This window comes from Streptomyces sp. AgN23, assembly GCF_001598115.1.
In the GTDB taxonomy this organism is placed as follows: domain Bacteria; phylum Actinomycetota; class Actinomycetes; order Streptomycetales; family Streptomycetaceae; genus Streptomyces; species Streptomyces antimycoticus.
Genome location: NZ_CP007153.1, coordinates 5,915,289 through 5,937,728 on the forward strand (window position 1 = coordinate 5,915,289; position 22,440 = coordinate 5,937,728).

The 22,440-nt window shown below is 70.4% G+C and carries 21 protein-coding genes and 1 pseudogene; 10 read left to right on the forward strand and 12 right to left on the reverse strand.

The features are described from left to right. Nucleotides 1-128: 128 nt before the first annotated feature. Nucleotides 129-869 carry a response regulator transcription factor gene (locus tag AS97_RS25580; RefSeq protein ID WP_059145938.1) on the forward strand — a complete coding sequence of 247 codons (741 nt, stop codon included), beginning with the start codon at nucleotides 129-131 and terminating at the stop codon, nucleotides 867-869. Further along, nucleotides 866-2,287 (forward strand): HAMP domain-containing sensor histidine kinase, encoded by a 1,422-nt coding sequence (locus tag AS97_RS25585; protein WP_059145939.1) that lies wholly within the window; start codon nucleotides 866-868, stop codon nucleotides 2,285-2,287. The genes AS97_RS25580 and AS97_RS25585 overlap by 4 nt, the downstream gene beginning before the upstream one ends. A gap of 159 nt (nucleotides 2,288-2,446) precedes the next feature. Here the strand turns inward: AS97_RS25585 and AS97_RS25590 are convergent, their stop codons facing one another. The 3 genes and pseudogenes from AS97_RS25590 to AS97_RS25600 form a co-directional block, all read right to left on the reverse strand. Beyond that, nucleotides 2,447-3,760: a DUF2993 domain-containing protein gene (locus AS97_RS25590; protein ID WP_210565739.1), complete on the reverse strand. Its 1,314-nt coding sequence runs from the start codon at nucleotides 3,758-3,760 to the stop codon at nucleotides 2,447-2,449. Between the two features lie 101 nt (nucleotides 3,761-3,861). Next, nucleotides 3,862-4,122, reverse strand: coding sequence for an RNA-binding protein (locus tag AS97_RS25595; protein ID WP_059145941.1), 261 nt, complete (start codon nucleotides 4,120-4,122; stop codon nucleotides 3,862-3,864). A 111-nt stretch (nucleotides 4,123-4,233) separates the two neighbouring features. Next, nucleotides 4,234-5,300: pseudogene (locus AS97_RS25600) on the reverse strand (NADH:flavin oxidoreductase). Between the two features lie 350 nt (nucleotides 5,301-5,650). On the opposite strand from AS97_RS25600, the gene AS97_RS25605 reads away from it, so the two are divergent. Continuing rightward, the gene (locus tag AS97_RS25605) at nucleotides 5,651-6,760 is read left to right on the forward strand and encodes a methyltransferase domain-containing protein (RefSeq protein ID WP_210565740.1); all 1,110 of its coding nucleotides are present in this window, start codon (nucleotides 5,651-5,653) and stop codon (nucleotides 6,758-6,760) included. Between the two features lie 559 nt (nucleotides 6,761-7,319). Here the strand turns inward: AS97_RS25605 and AS97_RS25610 are convergent. Together AS97_RS25610 and AS97_RS25615 are read right to left on the reverse strand one after the other, a co-directional pair. Then, nucleotides 7,320-7,514, reverse strand: coding sequence for a DUF397 domain-containing protein (locus AS97_RS25610; protein ID WP_059145943.1), 195 nt, complete (start codon nucleotides 7,512-7,514; stop codon nucleotides 7,320-7,322). A 10-nt stretch (nucleotides 7,515-7,524) separates the two neighbouring features. Continuing rightward, a complete protein-coding gene (locus tag AS97_RS25615; RefSeq protein ID WP_210565741.1) occupies nucleotides 7,525-8,412 on the reverse strand; it encodes a helix-turn-helix transcriptional regulator in 888 nt (295 codons plus the stop codon). Nucleotides 8,413-8,571: 159 nt separating this feature from the next. Here AS97_RS25615 and AS97_RS25620 point away from each other — a divergent pair, with 159 nt between their 5' ends. Together AS97_RS25620 and AS97_RS25625 are read left to right on the forward strand one after the other, a co-directional pair. Beyond that, on the forward strand, nucleotides 8,572-9,006 hold the full coding sequence (locus AS97_RS25620) for an ATP-binding protein (RefSeq protein WP_059145945.1): 435 nt from the start codon (nucleotides 8,572-8,574) through the stop codon (nucleotides 9,004-9,006). Beyond that, the gene (locus AS97_RS25625; protein ID WP_059145946.1) at nucleotides 9,003-9,227 is read left to right on the forward strand and encodes a hypothetical protein; all 225 of its coding nucleotides are present in this window, start codon (nucleotides 9,003-9,005) and stop codon (nucleotides 9,225-9,227) included. The genes AS97_RS25620 and AS97_RS25625 overlap by 4 nt, the downstream gene beginning before the upstream one ends. Here the strand turns inward: AS97_RS25625 and AS97_RS25630 are convergent. Next, a complete protein-coding gene (locus tag AS97_RS25630; RefSeq protein WP_210565742.1) occupies nucleotides 9,169-12,216 on the reverse strand; it encodes an NACHT domain-containing protein in 3,048 nt (1,015 codons plus the stop codon). The genes AS97_RS25625 and AS97_RS25630 overlap by 59 nt on opposite strands. Nucleotides 12,217-12,523: 307 nt before the next feature. Between AS97_RS25630 and AS97_RS25635 the strand changes: the two genes are divergently transcribed. Further along, nucleotides 12,524-13,150: a M23 family metallopeptidase gene (locus AS97_RS25635; protein ID WP_059145947.1), complete on the forward strand. Its 627-nt coding sequence runs from the start codon at nucleotides 12,524-12,526 to the stop codon at nucleotides 13,148-13,150. Between the two features lie 50 nt (nucleotides 13,151-13,200). Here AS97_RS25635 and AS97_RS25640 read toward each other — a convergent pair whose 3' ends face one another. Next, nucleotides 13,201-13,779, reverse strand: coding sequence for a TetR/AcrR family transcriptional regulator (locus AS97_RS25640; protein WP_125760218.1), 579 nt, complete (start codon nucleotides 13,777-13,779; stop codon nucleotides 13,201-13,203). 234 nt (nucleotides 13,780-14,013) lie between these two features. Between AS97_RS25640 and AS97_RS25645 the strand changes: the two genes are divergently transcribed. The 3 genes from AS97_RS25645 to AS97_RS25655 all read left to right on the forward strand — a co-directional run bounded on the left by AS97_RS25645 (nucleotide 14,014) and on the right by AS97_RS25655 (nucleotide 16,656). Next, nucleotides 14,014-15,588 carry an MDR family MFS transporter gene (locus AS97_RS25645; RefSeq protein WP_059145949.1) on the forward strand — a complete coding sequence of 525 codons (1,575 nt, stop codon included), beginning with the start codon at nucleotides 14,014-14,016 and terminating at the stop codon, nucleotides 15,586-15,588. Nucleotides 15,589-15,654: 66 nt separating this feature from the next. Then, nucleotides 15,655-16,107: a helix-turn-helix transcriptional regulator gene (locus tag AS97_RS25650; RefSeq protein ID WP_059145976.1), complete on the forward strand. Its 453-nt coding sequence runs from the start codon at nucleotides 15,655-15,657 to the stop codon at nucleotides 16,105-16,107. Nucleotides 16,108-16,188: 81 nt separating this feature from the next. After that, nucleotides 16,189-16,656, forward strand: a complete 468-nt coding sequence (locus AS97_RS25655; RefSeq protein ID WP_059145950.1) for a VOC family protein — start codon at nucleotides 16,189-16,191, stop codon at nucleotides 16,654-16,656. A 4-nt stretch (nucleotides 16,657-16,660) separates the two neighbouring features. On the opposite strand, the gene cseC is transcribed toward AS97_RS25655, so the two are convergent. The 5 genes from cseC to AS97_RS25680 form a co-directional block, all read right to left on the reverse strand. Continuing rightward, a complete protein-coding gene (gene cseC, locus AS97_RS25660; RefSeq protein ID WP_210565743.1) occupies nucleotides 16,661-17,989 on the reverse strand; it encodes a two-component system sensor histidine kinase CseC in 1,329 nt (442 codons plus the stop codon). Nucleotides 17,990-17,995: 6 nt separating this feature from the next. Further along, a complete protein-coding gene (gene cseB, locus AS97_RS25665) occupies nucleotides 17,996-18,703 on the reverse strand; it encodes a two-component system response regulator CseB (protein WP_059145952.1) in 708 nt (235 codons plus the stop codon). Nucleotides 18,704-18,712: 9 nt separating this feature from the next. Next, nucleotides 18,713-19,405, reverse strand: a complete 693-nt coding sequence (locus AS97_RS25670) for a hypothetical protein (protein ID WP_059145953.1) — start codon at nucleotides 19,403-19,405, stop codon at nucleotides 18,713-18,715. A 26-nt stretch (nucleotides 19,406-19,431) separates the two neighbouring features. After that, the gene (locus AS97_RS25675; protein WP_059145954.1) at nucleotides 19,432-20,040 is read right to left on the reverse strand and encodes a SigE family RNA polymerase sigma factor; all 609 of its coding nucleotides are present in this window, start codon (nucleotides 20,038-20,040) and stop codon (nucleotides 19,432-19,434) included. 252 nt (nucleotides 20,041-20,292) lie between these two features. After that, nucleotides 20,293-21,219: an A/G-specific adenine glycosylase gene (locus AS97_RS25680; protein WP_059145955.1), complete on the reverse strand. Its 927-nt coding sequence runs from the start codon at nucleotides 21,217-21,219 to the stop codon at nucleotides 20,293-20,295. A 346-nt stretch (nucleotides 21,220-21,565) separates the two neighbouring features. On the opposite strand from AS97_RS25680, the gene AS97_RS25685 reads away from it, so the two are divergent. Beyond that, complete coding sequence (locus AS97_RS25685; RefSeq protein ID WP_059145956.1) at nucleotides 21,566-22,420, forward strand: hypothetical protein; 855 nt, start codon at nucleotides 21,566-21,568, stop codon at nucleotides 22,418-22,420. Nucleotides 22,421-22,440 lie beyond the last annotated feature (20 nt).

Sequence of the window (22,440 nt, forward strand, 5' to 3'; positions counted from 1 at the left end):
CCGACCCACGTGCGAGGCTGGCAGCAGCGCGGCGGAGCAGCGACGGAGCCATTCCCGCGGAGCGGCTCGCTCGGCAGCGCGGCCACCTCCCCGCCCACCGTCATCGTGATCGTGAAGGAAACCGACCCATGAGCCCCGCCGACCACGGCGATCAGCCCGCCCGCATCCTGATCGTCGACGACGAGCCGGCCGTCCGGGAAGCCCTGCAGCGCAGCCTCGCCTTCGAGGGCTACGCGACCGAGACCGCCGTGGACGGACTGGACGCGCTGGACAAGGTCGGCTCCTGCGACCCCGAGCTGATCGTGCTCGATGTGCTGATGCCCCGGATGGACGGGCTGACCGCGGCGCGGCGGCTGCGCGCCACCGGGGTGACGCTGCCCATCCTCATGCTCACCGCGCGGGACACGGTCGGCGACCGGGTCACCGGGCTCGACGCGGGCGCCGACGACTACCTCGTCAAACCCTTCGAACTGGACGAACTGCTGGCCCGCATCCGCGCCCTGCTGCGCCGCAGCTCCTACGCGGGGCAGCAGGGCGCGGCGCTCCCCGAAGGCGACGTGATGGCCTTCGGCGATCTGCGGATGGACCTGGTCACCCGCGATGTCACCCGGGGCGGGCGCCGCGTCGAGCTGACGCGTACCGAGTTCACCCTGCTGGAGATGTTCCTGGCGCATCCCCGTCAGGTGCTCACCCGTGAGCAGATCCTCAAGGCGGTGTGGGGCTTCGACTTCGAGCCGTCGTCCAACTCGCTGGATGTGTACGTGATGTATCTGCGCCGTAAGACCGAGGCGGGCGGCGAACCGCGGCTCGTGCACACCGTGCGCGGGGTGGGCTATGTGCTGCGGCCCGCGGAGGGCGATCCCTCATGAGGTTCCACCGACTGCCGCTGCGCTCGCGGCTGGCCCTGCTGACCGCGGTGGCCGTCGCGGTCGCGGTGGCGGTGTCCGCGTTCGCGTGCTGGCTGATCGTCCGGGAGCAGCTCAGCGCCCAACTCGACTCGTCCCTGCGGAACGTCAAGGTGGACGAGCGCAATGTGCTGAGCATCCTGGAGGCGTGCCAGAGCCCGGGGGGCGCCGACGGCCACACCCCGCGCGCCCTCGGCTCGTACTCCGTACAGATCGTGCTCGCCGACGGAAGCCGTTGCACCCAACCAGGGGCCACCCAGCTGCCGGTGACCACCGCCGATGTGGAGGTGGCCGTCGGGCAGCGGCCGAACGCGCTGCATGACGCGACGGGCGCGGGCGGCGGGGACATGCGGGTGTACACCTACCGGCCGACCGAGGGCCCCGGCAGCCCGCTGCCGCGGGGGATCGCCGTCTCCATGGCCCGCCCGCTGAGCGAGGTCGAGCATCCGCTGGGCACGCTCACCCTCGTCCTCGCCGTCGTCGCCGGGGTCGGCGTCGTCGGCGCGGGCGCCGCGGGCCTGTGGATCGCCAGGACCGGGCTCAAGCCCGTGGACCGGCTGACCGAGGCGGTCGAGCATGTGGCCCGCACCGAGGATCTGGCCGTGCGCATCCCGGCGGACGGCGATGACGAGATCGCCCGGCTGTCCCGGTCGTTCAACTCCATGACGGCGGCCCTCGCCTCCTCCCGTGACCGTCAGCAGCAGCTCATCGCGGACGCCGGACATGAGCTGCGCACCCCGCTCACCTCGCTCCGGACCAATATCGAACTGCTCGCCCGCAGCGAGGAGACCGGCCGCGCGCTGCCGCCCGCCGACCGTAAGGCGCTCATGGGGAGCGTCAAGGCGCAGATGACCGAGCTGGCCGCGCTGATCGGCGATCTGCAGGAGCTGTCCCGGCCCGACGCCCTGCCCGGCAGCGGCCCCCCGCAGGTGATCGCCCTGCACGAGGTGGCGCGGACGGCCCTGGAGCGGGCCCGGCTGCGTGGTGCGCATCTCACGATCAACGCCTCGATCGAGCCCTGGTACGTCCGCGGCGAGGCGGCCACGCTGGAACGGTCGCTGGTCAACCTCCTCGACAACGCCGTGAAGTTCAGCCCTTCGGGTGGTGTGATCGACGTCGTCCTCAGAAGCGGAGAGGTAAGGGTGCGGGACCACGGCCCCGGCATCCCCGCCGAGGAACTCCCGCATGTCTTCGAGCGCTTCTGGCGCTCCCCGTCCGCTCGCAGCATGCCCGGTTCGGGCCTCGGCCTGTCGATCGTGGCCCGTACGGTCCAGCAGGCGGGCGGCCAGGTGGGGCTGGAGGCGGCCCCGGGCGGCGGCACCGTCGCCTGGATCAAGCTCCCGGGCGCGCCGACGGCTCCGCCGGGGATCGACGTCGACTGAGCGCGGCACCAGCCCGCCCCCCGTCAGAGCGGCCGAGCCGGAGCGTCGGCTGAGGCCAGGTGACGACGCGGTGACGCGACGACGCGACGACGCGACGACGCGGTGGCGCCGGGACCGGCCGCGGTCCCGCGTCCGCGACCAGGTGCCAGCGGGTCTTCTCTAGCGGGTCTTCCCGAATGACAGCCCAGCGCCGGTCAGATCGGCCCGAATCCCCTCCGGGGAGACGCCGATGTTCGCCAGCTTGATCCCCTTGGCCTTTTGGGGGAGCTGGAAGGAGAGCTCCAGCTTGTCCGTCAGCTCCGGCACCTTCATCCGTGTCAGCGCCGCGGCCACCGTCGGATCGATACCGAGCTTCCTGGCGAGCTGGGGATGGTCGTTGGCCGCCTGGACGAGGTTGACCGCGAGCAGCGCCGGGACGAAGCGCGGCGAACCCGTGATCCGGTCCAGCGTCTGGTCGTCGTTCCGCGCCTGCCCCGCCTCCGCCGGCGGCACCCCGAGTTTCTCCGCCACCGAGGGGATCGACAGCAGCGCCCGCGCCTTCTCGGAGTCCTCGCTGATCTGCCGCGCCGCCTTCTTGTGCAGATACAGCCCGGCGCGCGGCTCGGGGCCGGGCCGGTAGGTGGCGATCCCGGGGATGTCCAGCCGCATATCGGTGACGCTGGTGGAGATCCCACGGTCTCCCTGGCGCTGGATATGTGCCTGGGCGTGCAGCGACACCTGCTGGCCGGCGACCGGAAGCTTCCCGTCCGCGCGCACCGAGCTGGGCCCCAGCGCCTTGAACCGCACCTGGGAGGCGCCCAGTTCACGGCTGAGGTCCTCGAAGGACAGCAGCACATCGCCCTTCATCCGGCCCACCGTCGCGCCCCTGAAGGAGCTGGGCAGATCCCCCACGATCCGGATGTCCTGGGCCTGGGCGCGCACCTCGGCGAGCGAGACCCGGTCGGCCGCCACATCGGGGACGGCGATGTCGACCTGCTGCAGCTCCTTGCCGAGCACCTGGGTGAGGAACGGGAAGCCGTGGATCGTCACATTCGGCGCGGTGGCCAGATCCAGCTTCTTCTGCAGCTCCTGCTCGGCCTTGCGCTCGCTGTACATCACCGCACAGCGGTCGCCCAGCACCAGCAGCAGGCCCAGCACGAGCAGCCCGATCAGCGCCTTCGCGGTGAGCGGTATCCCCCGGAAGCGCCCGCGCCGACGCCGGGACGAACGGCGGTGGTTGGGCGGTGACCATGTCGCGCCGTCGCCGTCGCCTTCGGATCCGGAGCCCGAACCCGAGCCGACCGGCTCACCCCTGTGCCCGCCGCCATCGGCGTCGTCGTCATCCGACGCCAGGCCGAGGCCCAGGGGGTCGTCCGGATCGTACGGATCGGCGAGCTCGGCGAGTTCCTCATAGGGGTTGCTGTAATGAACAGGAGGTGAACCGCTGTGAGGATGCGAGGGCTGGGGTGAAGATATGCGTGCGGGGGATCGCATTGATCCATATCACCACGCCGCACTGCTCCACCCGCAAGTCCTAGCGGTGATACGTGGCGAACCGCACGTTCCGATTTCGCCCTCCGTACACGTGCCGTTTCTCAGCGCGTGCCGCGTGAGACCGCCCTCGCCTCGGTGACGGTGACCGCCCTGCCGTCCATCTCCGTGCCGTCGAGCTGGGTCATCGCCTTCTCCGCGGCCATCTCGTCCATCTCCACGAACCCGAATCCCCGCGAGCGGCCGCTCTCCCGGTCGGTGATCACGGTGGCGTCCAGCACCTCGCCGAACTGCCCGAACAGGGTCGCCAGGTCCCTTGTCGTCGTCTGGTAGCTCAAGTTGCCCACATGCAGTCGTTTGGACATGACCGGCTCTCCTTGTTCTCCGTGGTCCCCAGTGCAGCGAACCGTGTCAATCCTCTCAGCGAGGTACGAAACGGGCCATCCGCATGGGCTGAACCGGTCATCCCGGACGGCTCAGCGCAGCGTGCCGAGCTGCTCCACGGAGTACGGCACGAGCGCGTCCGCGCGTCCGGTCAGCACCTTCTCGGCCCACTCGGGGTCGGCGAGCAGGGCCCGCGGGCCGGCCCGCTGCCGGTCCCCGGCACGAACGTCGGCAGGAAGTCCTGGTTCAGACCGACCGAGCCGACCGTGATCGTCGCCTTCCCGGTGAGCTTCTTCGTCCAGCCCGCGAGGTTCAGGTCCGAGCCCTCGAACTCCGGCGTCCAGTAACGCCGGGTGGACGAGTGGAAGACATCCACCCCCGCCTCCGCGAGCGGGGTGAGCAGCGCCTCCAGCTCCTGCGGGGTCTCGGCCATCCGCACGTCGTAGTGGTCCTGCTTCCACTGGGAGGTACGGAAGATGATCGGGAACTCGGCCGAGACGGCCTTACGGCAGGCGGCCACCAGCTCGGCCGCGAAGCGGACCCGCGAGGCCGGGTCCCCGCCATAGGCATCGACGCGCCGGTTGGTCGCGCTCCACAGGAACTGGTCGATCAAATACCCATGCGCGCCATGCAGTTCGACCCCGTCGAAGCCGATCCGCTCCGCGTTGGCCGCCGCGTCCGCGAAGGCCGCGATCACCGCGTCCACGTCGTCCTGCGTCATCGCCCGCCCGGTCGGCTCACCGTTCAGTCCGATCCCCGATGGGCTCAGCACGGGCGCCTCCGGGCGCGGCGGCGCGCCCTCCTCCCGCGACACCCCCACATGCCAGATCTGCGGCGCGATCCGCCCACCCGCGCGATGCACCTGCCGCACGACCTCGGCCCACCCCGCGAGGGCGTCCTCCCCGTAGAAGCGCGGCACGCTGTCGCTCAGCCCCGCCGAGGGGTGATCGACATAGGTCCCCTCGGTAATGACCAGCCCCACCCCGGCGGCGGCGCGACGCGCGTAGTACGCCACCACATCGGCATTGGGCACCCCGCCCGGCGAGAACATGCGGGTCATCGGCGCCATGGCGATCCGGTTGGGCACGGTCAGCCCGCCCACGGTGAACGGCCGGGACAGAACCTGGGCCGCGCGCTCGGCACTACTGCTTATGGACACGTGAATACTCCTTGACCGGACGTCACCACCGCGCGGAATCGCGCGACCCGGCCAAGCTAAAACCTGACGTCAACGTGAGGGTCAAATACCGGAGGCCGCCTCCGGCCAGCCCTTGCCGAGGAGCAGGCGCACTGCGGCGCCGTCTGCGCCCGGAGGGGTGCCTGCGCGCCCTACCGTCAGCCGGGCGGGCAGGCCCACACTGGCCGCCTGACCAATGATGCGAAGGGGCCCGGAATGGGAACGCACGGCAAGCCGCCCACACCGAATCCGCAGCCGAAGCAGCCGAACCCACGGGACTCGGACGGACAGCATCCGGATGTCTCCAGGCCGGGCGGCGGAACGCACCGCAAGTGACCGACCTGGCAGAGCTGCACACGGGGGCGGCCGAGGCGCTCGACATCGCCGAGCCGTGGGTACGGCGGGCGTTCGAGGCCGTCCCGCGGCATGAGTTCGTCCCCGGCACCGTATGGGTGGTGGACGACGGCGTATACCGGCCGCTCCGCCGAGAGGACGACCCGGACCGGTGGGCCCGCATGGTGTACGACCCCGCGCAGGCCATGACCACCCAGGTGGACGACGGGGCCCCGGCCCCTGTCGGCGGCGATGTGCCCACCAGCTCCATCTCCGCGCCGACCGCCGTCGTGACCATGCTCGCCGAGCTGGACCTGCGGCCCGGGCATCGGGTGCTGGAGATCGGGGCGGGTACCGGGTACAACGCGGCGCTGTTGGCCGAGCGGGCAGGCGCCGAGCGGGTGACCACGCTGGACATCGACCCGGACGTGGCCGACGGCGCCCGGGCCGCGCTGCACCGGGCCGGGTACGGCGGAGTGACGGTACTCGAAGCGGACGGCGAGCAGGGCTGGCGTAGGGGCGCGCCCTACGACCGTCTGGTGGCCACGGCCTCGGTGACGTCGATCCCGTGGGCGTGGGTGGAGCAGGTGCGGCCCGACGGGCTGATCCTGGCCCCGTTCCGCACCGCGTTCTGCTCGCACGGGCTCGCCCGGTTGACCGTCTCGGACGGCCGCGCCGAGGGCCGGTTCGCGGGCGCTGTGACGTTCATGGCGGTGCGGGGCCAGCGGGCGCGCCCGCGCATCGATAAGCTCTTCTCCACGGAGGCGTGGGAGGAGAGCCGCGAGAGCAAGGCCCACCTGGACGTCGCGGTTCTCGCCGACCCGCACGCCGAGTTCGCGGTGGGGCTGAAGCTCGCGGACGTGGCGCACTGGCCGCAGGACGGCGGGCACTGGTGGTGCAGCCGGGACTCGTGGGCGTACGCGGCGGATGGCGCGGTGCACCAGTGGGGCCCGCGTGACCTGGCCGACGAGACCGCCGAAGCCCTCGCCTGGTGGGAGGGCACAGGGCGGCCTGCGCTCTTCGACTTCGGCCTGACGGCCACGGCCGACGGCCACCACCGGGTATGGCTCGGCGATCCCTCGGCGGCCTGGCCCCTGCTCGCCGCGTAGCCGGAGCGCCGTCCTGCCGGCCGGGGGGCCGTCCCGCTCACCCGGACAGGCCGCCTCCCCCGGGGGTGCCGCATCGCTCGGGTGCGGCGCCGTCTCGCGCGCTTCGCGCGATTGAGCAGCGGGGCAGGGGGTGGGGGCGCGGGGCGCGTTGCCGACCGCCGGACGGTGGGAGTGACCGCCGGTGGCGGCATCCGTGTACAGGGGGCGAGGCCCGTCGCCGGACAGCCGGACTCCGCATCCACTGCGACGCTGGACCACCCATCAGTGCGTGCCCGGACGGTCCACCGTCGCACTCGACGCCGCAGGGGGTACCCCCTCCGAAAACTCTTGACAAGGTAGTTGCTTCAGATCAAGCGCTTTTTTGGGGGGTACCCGGAGGGGCCGCCCCACCGGGCCGCGCTCCGGATCGGCATCGGCCCCCAGGCACGATGGCCGCCACGGCACGGGCCCCCACCGGCCCGCCGGCCGGCAACGCGCCCTGCGCCCCCCACCCCCTGCCCCGCTGCTCAATCGCGCGAAGCGCGCGAGACGATGCCCGTACCTGACATCCGGCCTGCGCTCAGAGGGTGTGATCGAGGCGGCCGACCTTCACGGCACGTATGAGGGCGCCGAGCGCGGCTGGGCTGGTCCGGAGCACCGCATTGGGCTCGTCGCTCTCACGTATGCGGATGCCGCTGGGGGCGGCGGCGAGTTCCACGCAGTTGGCCGCAGCAGCTTCACTGAAGGATGACTTCTGCCAGGTGAGGTCGGACATGATGCCTTCCCTAGAGGGTGTACAGGATGTGTTGGAGGAGGCCCCACGAGTCGCGCTGTTCATGGAGCTCCGGAGCCGCATCCGCGACTACCGGTGGCAGTGCGCTCTGGCTCAGATCGCTGAATGCGGATTCGTAGCGTGCGATGGACTCGGCATCGCCGAGCCGCAGGTTCGCGGACGGGTGATCCGCGACCACGGTCTCGAGGCCCGGAACTCCGACTCCCAGGATGAGGAACGGTGTGCTGTGCCAAAAGCGCGCGCCGACTTTGAAGGGCAAGACCTGGATGGTCGCGCGCGGGTTCATCGACACCCGGATGAGCTGTATCAACTGCTCCCTCATGACCTGCGGACCGCCCACCTCCATGCGGAGCGCAGCCTCGTGAATGACCGCTTGGAACGTGACGGGCTGGTCAGGTCCCAGGATCGCCTGGCGGCTTCTTCGGAAGTGGACGAGTTGCTCGATCTCCTCGGGCGAGGCGTCAGGAAGCCCGCTGTGCAACAGGGCTCGCATGTACGACTCGGTCTGCAACAGGCCGGGGATCAGGAGGGTTTCGTACGTCAGGACCCTTGTGGCCCGGGATTCCAACTCGGCGAGGTCGAGCGTGGACTGCGGGAAGGACTTCCGAGATGCGGACCACCAACCCTTGCCGTCGCTCTCGGCCATGCTGATCAGCTCGTCAACATAGGGCTCATTCTTGCACCCATATGCGTCAACGAGTTCGCGCAGGCGGTCGGTTGGGATGGCTGTTCGCCCCGCCTCGATGTGGCTCAGGTGCGGGGCGCCCATGCCGATCTGCTTGCCGCCCTCGGCGATCGACAACCCTGCCTGAAGTCTTAACTTCTTGAGCTCTGCGCCGAGTCGGCGTTGCCGTTCGGTGATGAGCGTTCGCAGCGCCACGGCCGGTCCTCCAGGGGATTCGGTGACAGTGTGCCCCGCACGGGTGGGGCAGTCCAATCATCTTCGCGGATCGGTTGCAATATTGCTGAGTCCTGCCATACCTTGGGTGTTGCCTTGCTCACACAGGGTATTGAGCTACGAGCGCCACGGAGGCGTCGCATGGGAGCACACGCACACCCGGAACACCCGCACCGCTACACCCTCTCCGCCCCCGCTCTCCCCACCTCACCCCGCTTGTGCCGCGACTTCGTGCGCGGCGTCTTCGCGACCTGCGGCCTGAACGAACTCGCCGAGGCGGCAGCTCTCTGCACATCGGAGTTAGTCACCAATGTGCACCGGCACGGCAAGGGCGACGTACGGATGGCCGCCACCGTCCAACACGACCGCGTCCGGGTGACCGTCCACGACGACAGCCCCGAACTGCCCTCGCCCCGCCGCGCCGCGAACGATGAGACCAACGGGCGCGGCCTCTTCCTGGTCACGGCCCTCTCTGACATCTGCGGCATGACCCTCGACGAATCCACCGAAGGCACCGGCAAAGCGGTCTGGTTCGAGTTCAACGTCCCGCCCACGCACACGAAAAGCCACGCATGAGCCCCACCCCCGCCGAGCGGGTCGCCGCGATCCTCCGCGACGAGTTCGCCGCCCACGGCGTACGGCTCCCCGACGTACGGGCCAACCTCACCGACCCCCGCCAACCGCAACTGGAACTCGGCACCGTCCCCCTCGGCACCGGCTTCGCGCTGCTGCGCGTGCTCACGGACTACCAGCGCCTGCTGAAGGCAGAGCGGCGGAGGGGAAAGCCGTTACCGTGACGCCGTGCAGCGATGCGGCACCGCTGATCTCCGCGCCGACGACGGTGGCCGTCTCCAGGCCGCGGAGGGCTGCGAGCGGGGATAGGTCGATGGGGTGCTTGGCGCCGCGGGCAAACGTGATTTTCAGATGACGAAGTCGGGGGAATGCCGAGGGCATCCAGGGGGTTCTCAGGTACTCCCCCGCGACATGCAGATCCAGCCAGGTGATGCCGGGTGGGAAGTAGCGGGGGTGGATCCCTGACTCCCCGCTGGTGATCTTCAGCCGCTCCAGCGCCACAAGCCTCTCCAGGCCCCAGGGGAGGGCGGGCCTGTTCCACCCGCCTGGCGGCTCGAAGAACAAGGTGCGGAGGGGGAGGTCGGGCAGGGTAGTGAGGTCGAGGGCCTGGTGACAGCCGGTCAGGTAGAGCGTCTCAAGGTTCGCCAGGTGGCCGAACGCGGCGCCGAGATCGCTGACCAAGTCGTTTCTGGACAGCCGCAGTCGGGTCACGTCCTCCCCATCTAGGCTGTCCCTGATCTGGAACTCCGTGAAATTTCCGCGCAGGATCAGCCAAGGACGCGGACCCGTGTCCAGGAGCAGCCGCAGATGCTGCATGGACTCGGCCACGAAGTACAGGTCGTCCCGGTCCAGGCGCAGGATCACCTCATGGAAGTACCGCTCGGTGTCGAACCGCCCCCAGCTCGAAGCCAGTTGCGCACGTACCCCGACCGCCGGGTGGCCGGCGAACCTCGCCAGATACGGGATCGCCGCGTCCACCGGTATGCGTGAGGCCGTCACCACGCAGCACTCCGCCACCTCGTTCGTCAGCCCCTCCGGCCCCGGAAGCAGCTCCAGCACCAGGGGGCCCACCGTGGCCAGCTCCCGGGCTCGCGGGATGGTCATGGGCGGGACGAACTCCATCGCGTTCCGCGTGACCTCGTCCCGTATCGCCGGGTCGAGGTCGGGCGCGTGCTCCAGGCAGGCCATGGCCAGCAGGAAGAGACGAAGCGCCGACTCGGCGCCGTTCTCGTGGCGTGCCACGTCCAGCAGCTTGCGCAGCAACTCCGCCCGCTCGCGCGGCCGCCCATGCGCGACCGCCATGCGGATGACGTCCTCCCACTGCGCGTCATGCGCGTTGCGGATCAGCAGGCCCACATCCCACGCCTCCACCGCCGCCTTCGCGCCCAGATAGTCCTGGAAGGTGCGGTGGACGAAGTCCACCGTGCTCACGGAGGGCTCGCGCAAGAGCCCACTCCTCAGGAGCAGATGGCGCAGGATGGCCGGGGCGTCGCCCAGCGCCTGGGCGGCGGGGACCGAGGGGAGGGCCTCCTCGATGAGGTGCTCCGCGCGGTCGCGGTCCAGCTCGGCCTCGCCGTTGCGGATCAGGTAGTAGGCGAGCCGCTGGAGGAGCTGGAGCTGGGGCTCCTCGTCGAGCTGGACGTCGCCCGGCGCGTAGACGTGGCGCTCGGTGTCGCGCCGGGTCAGCAGCATCGACAGCGCCGCGTCGTACAGCGCCTTGCGGCCCGGTGGCAGATAGCCGCGCCGGGCGCGGTGCAGGGCGCAGATCAGCCCGCACATCAGCGGGTTCGTGGCGAGGCGGCTGAGATCTTGCTTGGTGCGGACGGCGGTGTGCAGGGCCGACTGGTACGCGCCCAGCGTCGCCCGCTCCTCCTCCGTACGGCAGGTCTGGCGGGCCGCCTCGTGCCAGCGGTCGATGAACGCGGCCATGTCCTCGCGGCTCATCGGGGACAGCGTGAACTCGGCGAAGCCCTGAGCCCCCAGCCAGTCGTCGGCCACGGCCGAGGGGCGGGAGGTGACCACCCACAGGTTGTCCGGATAGGCGATGAGGAGGTCGGACAGCCAGGCCCGGGTGCGCTCGCGGTCGCGCTCGGGGATCTCGTCGATGCCGTCGATCAGCAGCAGCCCGCGCCCGGCGGTCAGGACGCGGTCGGCCCAGCCGGGCGGCTGGGCGCCGTCCAGCGGGTTGTGGACAGAGGTCAGGAACGAGGCCGGGGAGGGCAGCGACTCCCGGCGGGCGATCGTGCGCAGAGGGAGCACGAAGGGGACGCGGCCGATCAGCTGCTCCAGGCCGCGCAGCGACTCCTGCCGGGCGGTGGACACGGCGAGCCACTGCACGAGCGTGGTCTTGCCGGAGCCCGCGACGCCGCGCAGCAGCACCCGCTGATGGCCGGAGAGCGCCCGGTCGGCGGGCAGGGCGGTGTGCTGCGGGGCGGCGGGGGGCTCTTCCCCGCCCAGCCCGAACGCGCTCAGCGGACGCTCCTCGCCGGAGGACACCGCCTCCAGGCTGAGATACGCCGCGTCCAGCGGCCAGGTGGCCTCCGCGTGGCTGAGGTCGATCCCCACGATGGTCAGCGTGGAGTGCTTGCCGGTCATGTACTCCGCGTACCGGCGCTCAAAGCCCGCGTCCTGCGCGGTCTGGGACGGAATCCGCTCGATCAGGATGTCGATCTTGGTGATCAGCTCGCTGAGCCGGCCGCTCTGCTCGACGAGCGTGCGAGGGACGAACGCCGAGCGCTGGGTGAAGAAGTGCAGGATGTGCAGGCAGGCGGTGTCCAGCAGGCGCTCGTAGAGCAGCGTGCCGCCCTGGCTGAGGCGCAGCGTGGTCCTGCCCCGCGTGCGGGTGGCGTGGGCCAGCTCGTAGGCCAGTCCCTGGTGGCCGAGCCGCACCGCCTGGACGTCGTTCATATCGAGGTCGCCGAGCGCGTACAGCGTGGTGGCCAGTTGCTCGGCGACCAGCTCGTCCTCGTCGGCGGGGCACGGCCGCTCGCCGGGTCCGGCGTTGCGGATGGCCCGCGCGACCAGCTCGGCGGCGAGCTTGCTGAGGTCCTTCTCGGTGAGCGTGCGCTTCTCGCCCCGGAACGAGAGGAGGGAGGAAATACGGACCGGCTCGTCGACCAGCCCGGCGCCCGGCCCCTCCTTGACGAACAGCTTCTTGATGAGCGGTGTGACGACGCTCGACGCCAGGCGCGCGCCGATGACTGCGGGATCCACGTCCATTCCCCCCGGTAGTTGTGTGTCCCTGACCGGACAGCGTACAGCGGGGTAAGGACGTTGGTCCCGAATCGGACATCCGAAAGTCCCGGCGAAGGTGACTTCTCGCACAGGCCCTTCGGCGCCTACTACGGTAAATAGGGGATCTCGCAGGTCAGAGGTGTGACGGGGGTTTCCGGGAATTTCGCGCGGGAAACGCATCACATCATCAATTCGCTACGTAGCCACTTAGTAGAAGAACACCTTGGCCTATTCACCGGAACGGGATAACAAGAGGCGTCCAAAGACGCTTCTGGAGGTACTTCCCATGGCCCCGCGCGCCACAAACCGCCGTTTCTCGCTTACGTCCGTATCCAAGGGGCGCGCCGCTGTGGTCGCCGTCGGCCTGGGCGCCTCGCTCGCGCTGGGCGCCGGAACGGCGTTCGCCGTGGGGGCGGGCGAGGCCCCCGCCGCCCCGTCCGTCAAGGTCGCCGCGAAGGCCCCTGCCAAGAAGGCTCCGGCCAAGAAGGCCCCCAAGGACTGGCAGACCCCGGTCGACAAGTTCTCGATAGGCGCCGCCTTCGGCCTGGCGGGCAACCTGTGGTCGCACAACCACAGCGGTCAGGACTTCGTCGTGCCGACCGGCACCCCGGTGCACGCGGCCCACGAAGGTGTCGTCGTCAAGGCGGGCCCGAACGGCGGCGGTGACGGCCCCGCGTACGGCAACGCGATCGTGATCAAGCACGACAACGCGACGTACTCGCAGTACGCCCACCTCTCCCGCATCGATGTGCGGATCGGCCAGACCGTGACCGAGGGCCAGCAGATCGGCCTGTCCGGCAGCACCGGCAACTCGACCGGCCCGCATCTGCACTTCGAGATCCGTACGACGCCGAACTACGGCACCGCGGTCGAGCCGCTCAAGTTCCTCCGCGACCACGGCGTCAAGGTCTGACGCGACCACGGCGTCAAGGTCTGACGCCATTCATGCGCTTGATGCGCATGTCAGCCATGCGTCGATGACGCATGCGCCTGCTTCACCAGATCGAGGGCGACCTCGAGGACGGCCTTGCGCTTGTCCTCGGCGTCGCCCTCGATCGCCTGCAGCGCGAACATCCGCGCATGCATGCTGAACAGGGCGGTGACGCTCCGGACCTGGTCGACCATCGGCGCCTCGGGGTCCCGGATCAGCGCGGACATGGCGAGCATCCGGTTCTTGAAGATCTGGCCGATGCTCAGCTCGCGCACCGTCGCCTGGTTCTCCTGCATGAAGCGCATCAGCGGCTCGCCGAGGTCCAGGGCCGCGCTGTAGCGGCGCAGCAGCTCCTGCTTGGTCTCCAGCGTGCGCGGCTGCTGCTCGCCCCAGGTGATCAGCTCGTCGAGCGGCCGGCCCAGGTCCTGGAAGAGGCTGAGGACGATGTCTTCCTTGGTCTTGAAGTGGTAGTAGAGCGCTGCCTTGGTGACCTCAAGATGCTCGGCGATCTCGCGCAGTGACGTTTTCTCGTAACCCCGCTCCGCGAAGAGTTCCAGGGCCACGTCCTGGATGCGCTGACGGGTGTCTCCCCGCCGCGGTGTGCTGCCCATGGTGCTCTCCTGTGCTGGTGGTCTGGCTGCCCTCGGCAGGCCGAACGTAACTTACTTGACGCCCGGCTAGTTGGCGCCTTACCGTCTCCACTGTACTGAACTAGCCGGGCGGCAAGTAAGTGGGCGTCAGTGGCTCTCATCACCCAGGGGGAGACGGAGAACATGTTCCGAAAACCATCACAAGACGAAGCGTCATCCGCTTCGACATCGGCTCAGGCCGCCCAGGAGGCCCAGATGCCCAAGGAGCCCAAGGGCAAGGCCGAGCCGAAGCAGCGCAGCACCAGCGTGGTGATCTTCGCGCTGATGATCGCGATGCTGCTCGCGATGCTCGACAACATGATCGTGGGCACCGCGATGCCGACCATCGTCGGCGAGCTGGGGGGACTCGACCACCTCTCCTGGGTGGTGACCGCGTACACCTTGGCCACCGCCGCCTCGACCCCCATCTGGGGCAAGCTCGGCGACATGTACGGCCGTAAGGGCATCTTCCTCACCTCCATCGCGGTCTTCCTCGGTGGCTCGGCGCTGTCCGGTATGGCACAGAGCATGGGGGAGCTGATCGGCTTCCGGGCCATCCAGGGCCTGGGCGCGGGCGGCCTGATGGTCGGCGTGATGGCGATCATCGGTGACCTGGTGCCGCCCCGGGAGCGTGGCCGCTACCAGGGCATCATGGCCGGTGTGATGGCCGTGGCCATGATCGGTGGCCCGCTGGTCGGCGGTACCCTCACCGACCACCTCGGCTGGCGCTGGATCTTCTACATCAACCTTCCGCTCGGCGCCGTCGCCCTCGCGGCGATCACCGCCGTGCTGCACCTGCCGAAGAAGCGGTCCCAGGGGCGGATCGACTACACCGGTGCGGCCCTGCTGACCGTGGGCATCACCGCGCTCGTGCTGATCACCACCTGGGGCGGCAACGAGTACGCCTGGGGCTCGGCCCGGATCGTCGGGCTCGGGGTGCTCGGTGTCCTCGCGCTCGTCGCGTTCGTCTTCGTCGAGCAGCGGGTCGCCGAGCCCGTGCTGCCGCTGCACATCTTCCGTAACGCCAACTTCACGCTGGTCACCGCCATCGGCTTCCTCGTCGGCTTCGTGATGTTCGGCTCGACCACCTTCCTGCCGCTCTACCAGCAGACCGTCCAGGGCGCCACGGCCACCAACTCCGGGCTGCTGCTGCTCCCGATGCTGCTGGGCATGCTGGTCGTCTCGCTGGTCGCGGGCCGGGTCACCACTCAGACCGGCAAGTACAAGATCTTCCCGATCATCGGCGGTCTCCTGATCACCGTCGGGATGTTCCTGCTGTCCACCATGGACACCGAGACCACCCGCTTCAGCTCCGGTCTCTACATGGCGGTGCTGGGCATGGGCATGGGCTGCCTCATGCAGACGACCATGCTCGTGGCGCAGAACAGCGTCGAGATGAAGGACATGGGCGTCGGCAGCTCCTCCGCCACCCTCTTCCGCACCCTGGGCGGTTCCTTCGGTGTCGCCATCCTCGGCGCCCTGTTCACCAGCCAGGTGCGGGACACCATGGCCGAGCGGGCCGGTGGGAAGGCGGCGGCCGTCACCTCCGGAAGCGCCCAGCTCGACCCGGCCAGCCTCAAGAAGCTGCCCCCGGGAATCCGGGACGCGTACACCCACGCGGTGGCCAGCGGTGCCCACCAGGTGTTCCTGTGGGGCGCGCTGATCAGCATCGTCGGCTTCCTCGCGGCCTGGTTCGTCAAGGAGGTCCCGCTGCGCGGGGGGCCCGGCAAGGCCGCCGACGGCGGCGACGAGGCCCCGGCCGACGCGGCGCCGGTCGCCGAGACCGTCTGACCAACGGCCTCTGGGGGACCCTGAGGAACCACCTGCCTGTCAGTGGGGCATGACAGCATCGGCCCCATGGTGACCTCGCCGGACGAGGCGCGGCTGGCGCATCTGCGCCGGCTGCGCCTCGCGAAGGACGTGATGGACCGCGACTGGGCCGAGCCGCTCGACCTGGACGCGGTCGCCGCGCATGCCGGCTATTCGCGCTATCACTTCATCCGCGCCTTCAAGGGCGCCTACGGATCCACGCCCGGTCAGTATCTGACCCGGCGCCGCATCGAGCGGGCCGAGGAGCTGCTCCGCTCGGCCAATCTCTCGGTCACCGAGATCTGCTCGCTCGTCGGCTTCAGCAGCCTCGGCACGTTCTCGACGAGCTTTAAGAAGCAGACCGGGCTCACCCCCAGCGCCTACCGGGACCAGTACGTCGGCCGGGCCGCGGGGGTCATACCGGGGTGTTACGCCATGTTGTGGTACGGCGGGCGCGACGCACCTGCCCACATCGGCGGCGCCGAGGACAGCAATTCTTGAGAAGCGGGCCGGACCTGCTGCTGCCTACGGTGGCGATGTCGCGACGACGCGCGATCCATCCCGATACCTCCGGAGGCAGCAATGATCAAGGGGATGTCCATCGTCACCGTCTGGGTCCTCGACCAGGACCGGGCCAAGGCGTTCTACACCGAGAAGCTGGGCCTCGAGGTCCGCACCGACATGAGCATCGGCGGGGACGGCGAGGGCGGCGGTATGCGCTGGCTGACGGTCGGCGCCAAGGACCAGCCGGATGTGCAGCTCACCCTGATGGTGCCCAGCTCGCCGGGGCTCGACCCGGAGTCCGCCGAGGCCCTGAGGACGCTGGTCGCCAAGGGGGTGCTCGGCGCCGGGGTGTTCACCACCGATGACATCCACCGGGACTACGAGGCGCTCAAGGCCAAGGGCGTGGAGTTCGTCCAGGAGCCCCAGGAGCGTCCGTACGGCACCGAGGCCCTCTTCCGCGACGACTCCGGCAACTGGTTCTCGTTCACCCAGCTCCGCGAGGAGATGGACTTCAGCAAGCCCTGGGAGGGCTGCGTCTCGGACTGAGCGCTCAGTCCGGCACCTCGATGATCGGGAAGCTGCCGGTGTTGGTGGGCGCGGACTCCGGCAGCCAGAGCACGGCGACCGCGCCCCGGCACTCGCCGTCCGTGCCATCCGATCTGTCGGTCCCGTCGAGCACCGGATCGGCGTTGCGGAACGTCAGCCGGGCGCCCAGCACCCGCGCCTGGCCCGCGGCTATCGTCAGCCCCAGGCCGTGCCCGGTGCCCGCGCGGTCCTTGCTGCCGGTGCGGAACCGGCTCGGCCCGTCCTTCAGCAGCTCCTCCGGGAAGCCGGGGCCGTGGTCGCGCACGCGCAGCACCCGTCCCTCGACCGTGACCTCGAAGGGCGGCTTGCCGTGCCGGGCGGCGTTGGCGAGCAGATTGCCCATGATCCGCTCCAGCCGCCGGGGGTCGGTGGAGACATGGGCGTCACGCGCCACGTTGATCACTGCGTCGGGGGCCACCGCCCGGACCCGGCGGGCGATGAACTCGGCCACGGCTATCTCCTGGAGCTCCGCGCGCTCCGCGAAGCCGTCCAGCCGCGCGACCTCCAGCACGTCCTCGACCAGGGTGCGCATCGCCTGCGCCCGGTCCCGTACCAGCTCGGTGGGGCGGCCCGGCGGCAGCAGTTCGGCCGCCGTGAGCAGCCCGGTGACCGGGGTGCGCAGCTCATGCGCGATATCGGCGGTGACCCGGCGCTCCGCCTCCAGCCGCTGCTGCAGCGCCTCGGCCATGCCGTCCACCGCGCGCGCCAGATCGTCGGTCTCATCGCGCACCCGGCCGCCGATCGCCTCGCGCACCCGGACCTCGGAGTCGCCCTCGGCCAGCTTGCGGGCGGCGGTGGCCGCCTTGCGCAGCCGCCGGGAGAGCTGATCGCCGATGAGCACGCCGAGTGCGATACCGCCCATCACCACCGCCACCGAGCCGATGAGCAGCACCCGGTCGAGGTCGTTGAGGACGGCGAAGCGGTCCTGGAACTTGGTGTGGACGGACAGCACCTTGCCGTTCCGCAGCGGCACCGAGGCCCACACCTCGGGGGTGCCGGTGCCGGAGTCCTCCAGATAGGTGGCGCGCTGGCCGCGCCACGCCTCCTTCTTGAGCTGCTCGGGAAGCCTGGGGTCGTCCAGCTTGGCGCCGAAGCCCAGCACCCGGGACTGCTCGTACCACCGCTGGGCGACCTTCACCCGCTCGTCCATCACGGTGCGGCTGTTGTCGAGCATCGAGACCCGGGCCGCGTTGTGGACGACCAGGCTCAGCACGACCGCGACGAGCGTGCTCACCGCCGCGATGGCGAGACTGACCTTCCACCGCAGGCCGGTGCGCAGCGCGAATCGCCCCAACGCCGGTCAGCCCTTGAGCTTGTAGCCGAAGCCGCGGACCGTCTCGATCCGGTCCTGGCCTATCTTGCCGCGCAGCCGCTGCACATGGACGTCCACGACCCGGGTGTCCCCGCCCCAGCCGTACTCCCAGACCCGCTCCAGCAGCCGGTCACGGGAGAGCACGGTGCCGGGCGCGGCCGAGAACTCCAGCAGCAGCCGCATCTCGGTCGGGGTGAGCGCGACCCGCCGGCCGCCCTTGCGGACCTCCATGCCCTCGGGGTCGACCTCCAGATCGCCGAAGCACAGCACCCCGCCGTCGGGCTCCTCGGGGACGGGCTCCGCGCCCCGCCCGCCGGGGCCGCTGGCATGGCCGAAGCGGCGCAGCACGGCCCGGATGCGGGCGACCAGCACGGCGCCGTCGAAGGGCTTGGTCACATAGTCGTCGGCGCCGGCTTCGAGGCCGAGCACCACATCGATGGAGTCGGCGCGTGCGGAGAGCATGATCACGGGCACGGTGGACTCATCGCGGATCCGGCGGCACAGGCTGACCCCGTCCAGGCCCGGAACCATCACATCGAGCAGCGCGATATCGGGGCGGTCGGCGCGGAAGCGCTCGAGACCGGTCAACCCGTCGGGTGCGGCCGTCACGAGAAAGCCATCGCGCTCCAGGGCGAGCTGCGTGGCTTCACGGATCACATCGTCGTCCTCGACGAAGAGCACATGGGTCTCGGCCACAGCCTCGGTTCAGCCTTCCGTTCCGTCGTCGGCGCTCACGGACGGCGCCGGGGTCGCCTCTTCCGTGGGCACATTCTTGCTGTAGTCGGTGCGCTTGCGGGACAGCACGTCGAACGTCTTGTCCGCCTCGGCCCAGCGGTAGGTGATCACGGCCTCGCTCGAAGGGCAGCAGACGGAGTCACCGGAGGTGTAGGCGAGCTTGGTCACCCGCAGCTCGTCCTTGGCGATGTCGGCGTAGACGGGCGGCTGCTCGTCGCTGAACACGTTCTCGTACCGGTCGCCCGCCTTGCGGTACACATACGAGCCGATGCCGAAGCCATCGCCGCAGCTCATCACGTTGATCACCAGGTCGGAGGCGCTGGAGCCGGTCAGCTTGCCGTACGCCACGTCCACCGGGTAGCCCTCGATCTGCTGCTTGCCCTCGGGCGCCTTGCCCTTGGGGCAGGGCTTGAGGCTCGCCTTCAGATCGCCGCTGACGTTCGGATCCGTCTTGACCAGCTTGATCGCGTCGACCTTCTGCCCGGCCGGTGACGGCCGGCCCGAGGCGTGGCCACTCGCGTACGCGCCGGAGTCCGCGGCGGCCGAGGCCCACTCGGTGCGCGCCGGTCCCTCCTTGCGGACACCCTCGCTCGCGGCGCCGCATCCGGCCAGCATCAAGCCGCCGGCGGCCGCGAGGCCCACGACCGCACCGCCGGTGATCATGGCTGTCCTGCTGGGGGAGGCCCTGGTCAGGCCGCGCACCGGCCCTGCCCCCGCTCCTGGCGGCCGCGCCGGACCCGACCCGTGTGCTGCCGGACGTTCCCGGCCCGCTTGCCTTCCTCGTCCCGACGGCCGAGCGCGCGGGCGTCCAGATCGCGGCTCTCCAGCTCCTGCCGCAGCCGGGCCAGCGCCCGGTGCAGCGTGCTCTTGACCGTTCCGGTCGACATTCCGAGCGCCTCCGCGGTCTCTTCCGTCGTCATCTGCTCCCAGTGTCGCAGCACCACGACACTGCGCTGCTTGGGAGCCAGCACCGAGAGGATGTCCATCAGCAGGGCGCGGTCCGCGTGCTGCTCGGTGCTGTCCTCGACACTCGCCTCGGGAAGCTGCTCGGTGGGCACCTCGTCCAGCTTGCGGGCGCGCCACCACTCGGTACGGGTGTTGATCATCACGCGCCGGAGATAGGCATCGGCGAGTGATTTGTCGGCTATGCCGTCCCAGCGACCGTAGGTGCGCACCAAGGCGGTCTGGAGCAGATCCTGTGCCTCGACCGGGTCCGGAATCAGCCGACGGGCGCTGCGCAGCAGCGCGTCCTGCCGATTCCGCACGTACTCCTCAAAGTCCAGAACATTGCTGCCCATGATGCAGCCTCCATCCCGCTGGTTCCCCGCCGTTGATGTGCCGCCCTGTCGGTCGGCGCGAGAAGGACGCTACGGAGGCGCTGTTGCGGCGCGATGCGCATCCGGGCCTCGGCGAACGCACAGCTATCCATAGGTTGTGTAACAACGGAACCCGGTTCGACCGAGTGTCAGAACCGGGTCCTGGGCGTGTCACAGGTCTGTCACAGACAGGGCCGTGACGAGGGATTTCCTCAGGTCGGCGGCAGGCGCTTCTCAGGTCAGCGGAAGTCGGTAGAGGCCGCCCGAGAGCGGTTCCACCAGCCCGTCGGAGACCAGTCCGTCGAGCGCGCGGGCCCGCTGCACCGGCTCGTCCCACACCTGGTCCAGCGTCGCCTGCGGTACGGGTGTCACCGTCCCCCGCAACACCGCGAGCAGCTTGCCGCGCACCTGACGGTCCGTACCGGCGTAGGTCTGGCCGCGCCGCGGCGGTCCGTCGTGCTCCGGGTGACCGGCCTGGCGCCAGGCGCAGAGCGCGGCGATCGGGCAGCGGGCGCAGTCGGGGGTGCGGGCGGTGCAGACCAGCGCGCCCAGCTCCATCGTGGCGGCCGCCCAGCGCGCCGCGGTCGGCTCGTCGTCGGGGAGCAGGGTGCGGGCCAGCTTGCGCTCGGCGGCGGTGGTGGCGTTCGGCGGGTACTGCGCACCGCCGACCGCGCGCGCGAACACCCGGCGGACGTTGGTGTCCAGGACCGGATGGCGCTGGCCGTACGCGAACGAGGCCACGGCCGCCGCCGTGTACTCACCCACCCCCGGCAGCGCCAGCAACTGGGCGTGGTCGCGCGGTACGTCACCGCCGTGCCGCTCCCTTATGGCGGCCGCGGCACCGTGCAACCGTAGCGCCCGGCGCGGATAGCCGAGCCGGCCCCAGGCGCGGACCGCCTCACCGGGCGGTTCCGCGGCCAGGTCGGCCGGGCGCGGCCAGCGGGCGAGCCACTGCTCGTACACCGGCAGCACCCGGTTCACCGGGGTCTGCTGGAGCATGAACTCGCTCACCATCACGCCCCAGGCACCGGCCTCGGGGCGACGCCAGGGGAGGTCGCGCGCGTGCGCGTCGAACCAGTCGATGACGGGCCGGTGCAGAACGGCTCCGTCGGGGTCGGGGGATGCGGCGGCCGGGGCGGCGGAAGCGGAAATGGCAGTCATCGTTCTCGATCCTGGCACGACGGGACGGTTCGCGGGCGCGCTGGGCGCGGGCGTTCGGGTCGAGCCGCGCCAGTCGTTGCCAAATCGTGCGATACGGGCGTCCGTGCGGGAACGGATGGCCGCTTACCGCGCCCGGGTGCGGTATCCCTGCCCCCTCAGGGTGGCCGCAGGGCGACTCGGGTGCCTCCGGGGTGCGTCTTGGGTGCGTCTTGGGGCGACTCGTGGCGGCCTGGTGGCGGACTTATGGCGGTCTCATGTGCGGGATCCGGTCGGATCATGAGAAAAGAAGGGAACGGGGCGGGGGGTATTGGCCGGTAGAGCTCCCGATCTCTCGTAGAGTTTCCGCGTGGGATCTCTGCGCAATCCGATCGGGCCGCTTCCCTCCTCCATTTACTGGCGGCGGAGGATCGTTGCGCTGGCCCTGCTCGTCGTCATCGTGCTCCTGGTCATCTGGGCCTTCGGCTGGGGTGGTTCGGGCGGTGGCGGAAGTGACGAGGGCAAGGGAGGGGGTGGCGGGGGACCCGCGAGCACGATCACTCCAGGGCCCTCCTCATCCGGGCCGGTGAACAGCGAACGGCCGGGCGGGCGCGACGAGTCGGACAACGGCGGCTCGGGCTCAGGCGACTCCGGCGGCAGCGGTGGCGGTTCGGACGACGGCGGGACCGGCGCGAGCGGCGGTGGCGCGGGCGGCGGCAGCGGCTCCGGCGGCTCCTCGGGTGGTGGCGCGGGTGGCGGTGGCATCGGCACCGGGACCGGACCGGGTCTGCCCGCCGGGTCGAGCCTGCGGGACTGCCGCCCCGGCGACGCGGAGTTGACGGTGCGCAGCGTCAAGGACTCCAAGGTCAAGAACACCTGGGCGCCGGGAGAGAAGCCCACCTTCGAGATCGTCGTGAAGAACACCAAGTCGAGCTCCTGCAAGGTCGACTTCGGTCGCGCGGCGGCCTCGCTGACCATCACGGACGCCAAGAACGCCCACGTCTGGGCCTCCGGCGACTGCCCGGAGGGCAGCGCCAGCGCGCTGGTCGAGGTGAAGGGCTCCGGCGAGATCAAGCGCACCGTGGAGTGGGACCGCAAGCGCAGCGCCGAGCACTGCGCCACCCCGTCGGGCAGCGCGTCGGCCAAGCCCGGCACGTATCTGGTCGAGGTGAAGGTGGACGGCCTCGGCACGGCCAAGGTGTCGTTCGTCCTCGAGAAGGACTGACCAGGGCAAGGGCGGGCCGG

Bases quoted from the DNA above. Each gene is read 5' to 3' on its own strand.
- AS97_RS25580 (WP_059145938.1), top strand. From the start codon at position 129: ATGAGCCCCGCCGACCACGGCGATCAGCCCGCCCGCATCCTGATCGTC.
- AS97_RS25585 (WP_059145939.1), top strand. From the start codon at position 866: ATGAGGTTCCACCGACTGCCGCTGCGCTCGCGGCTGGCCCTGCTGACC.
- AS97_RS25590 (WP_210565739.1), bottom strand. From the start codon at position 3,760: ATGCGATCCCCCGCACGCATATCTTCACCCCAGCCCTCGCATCCTCAC.
- AS97_RS25595 (WP_059145941.1), bottom strand. From the start codon at position 4,122: ATGTCCAAACGACTGCATGTGGGCAACTTGAGCTACCAGACGACGACA.
- AS97_RS25610 (WP_059145943.1), bottom strand. From the start codon at position 7,514: ATGTCCGACCTCACCTGGCAGAAGTCATCCTTCAGTGAAGCTGCTGCG.
- AS97_RS25620 (WP_059145945.1), top strand. From the start codon at position 8,572: ATGGGAGCACACGCACACCCGGAACACCCGCACCGCTACACCCTCTCC.
- AS97_RS25625 (WP_059145946.1), top strand. From the start codon at position 9,003: ATGAGCCCCACCCCCGCCGAGCGGGTCGCCGCGATCCTCCGCGACGAG.
- AS97_RS25635 (WP_059145947.1), top strand. From the start codon at position 12,524: ATGGCCCCGCGCGCCACAAACCGCCGTTTCTCGCTTACGTCCGTATCC.
- AS97_RS25640 (WP_125760218.1), bottom strand. From the start codon at position 13,779: ATGGGCAGCACACCGCGGCGGGGAGACACCCGTCAGCGCATCCAGGAC.
- AS97_RS25645 (WP_059145949.1), top strand. From the start codon at position 14,014: ATGCCCAAGGAGCCCAAGGGCAAGGCCGAGCCGAAGCAGCGCAGCACC.
- AS97_RS25650 (WP_059145976.1), top strand. From the start codon at position 15,655: ATGGTGACCTCGCCGGACGAGGCGCGGCTGGCGCATCTGCGCCGGCTG.
- AS97_RS25655 (WP_059145950.1), top strand. From the start codon at position 16,189: ATGATCAAGGGGATGTCCATCGTCACCGTCTGGGTCCTCGACCAGGAC.
- AS97_RS25670 (WP_059145953.1), bottom strand. From the start codon at position 19,405: ATGATCACCGGCGGTGCGGTCGTGGGCCTCGCGGCCGCCGGCGGCTTG.
- AS97_RS25675 (WP_059145954.1), bottom strand. From the start codon at position 20,040: ATGGGCAGCAATGTTCTGGACTTTGAGGAGTACGTGCGGAATCGGCAG.
- AS97_RS25680 (WP_059145955.1), bottom strand. From the start codon at position 21,219: ATGACTGCCATTTCCGCTTCCGCCGCCCCGGCCGCCGCATCCCCCGAC.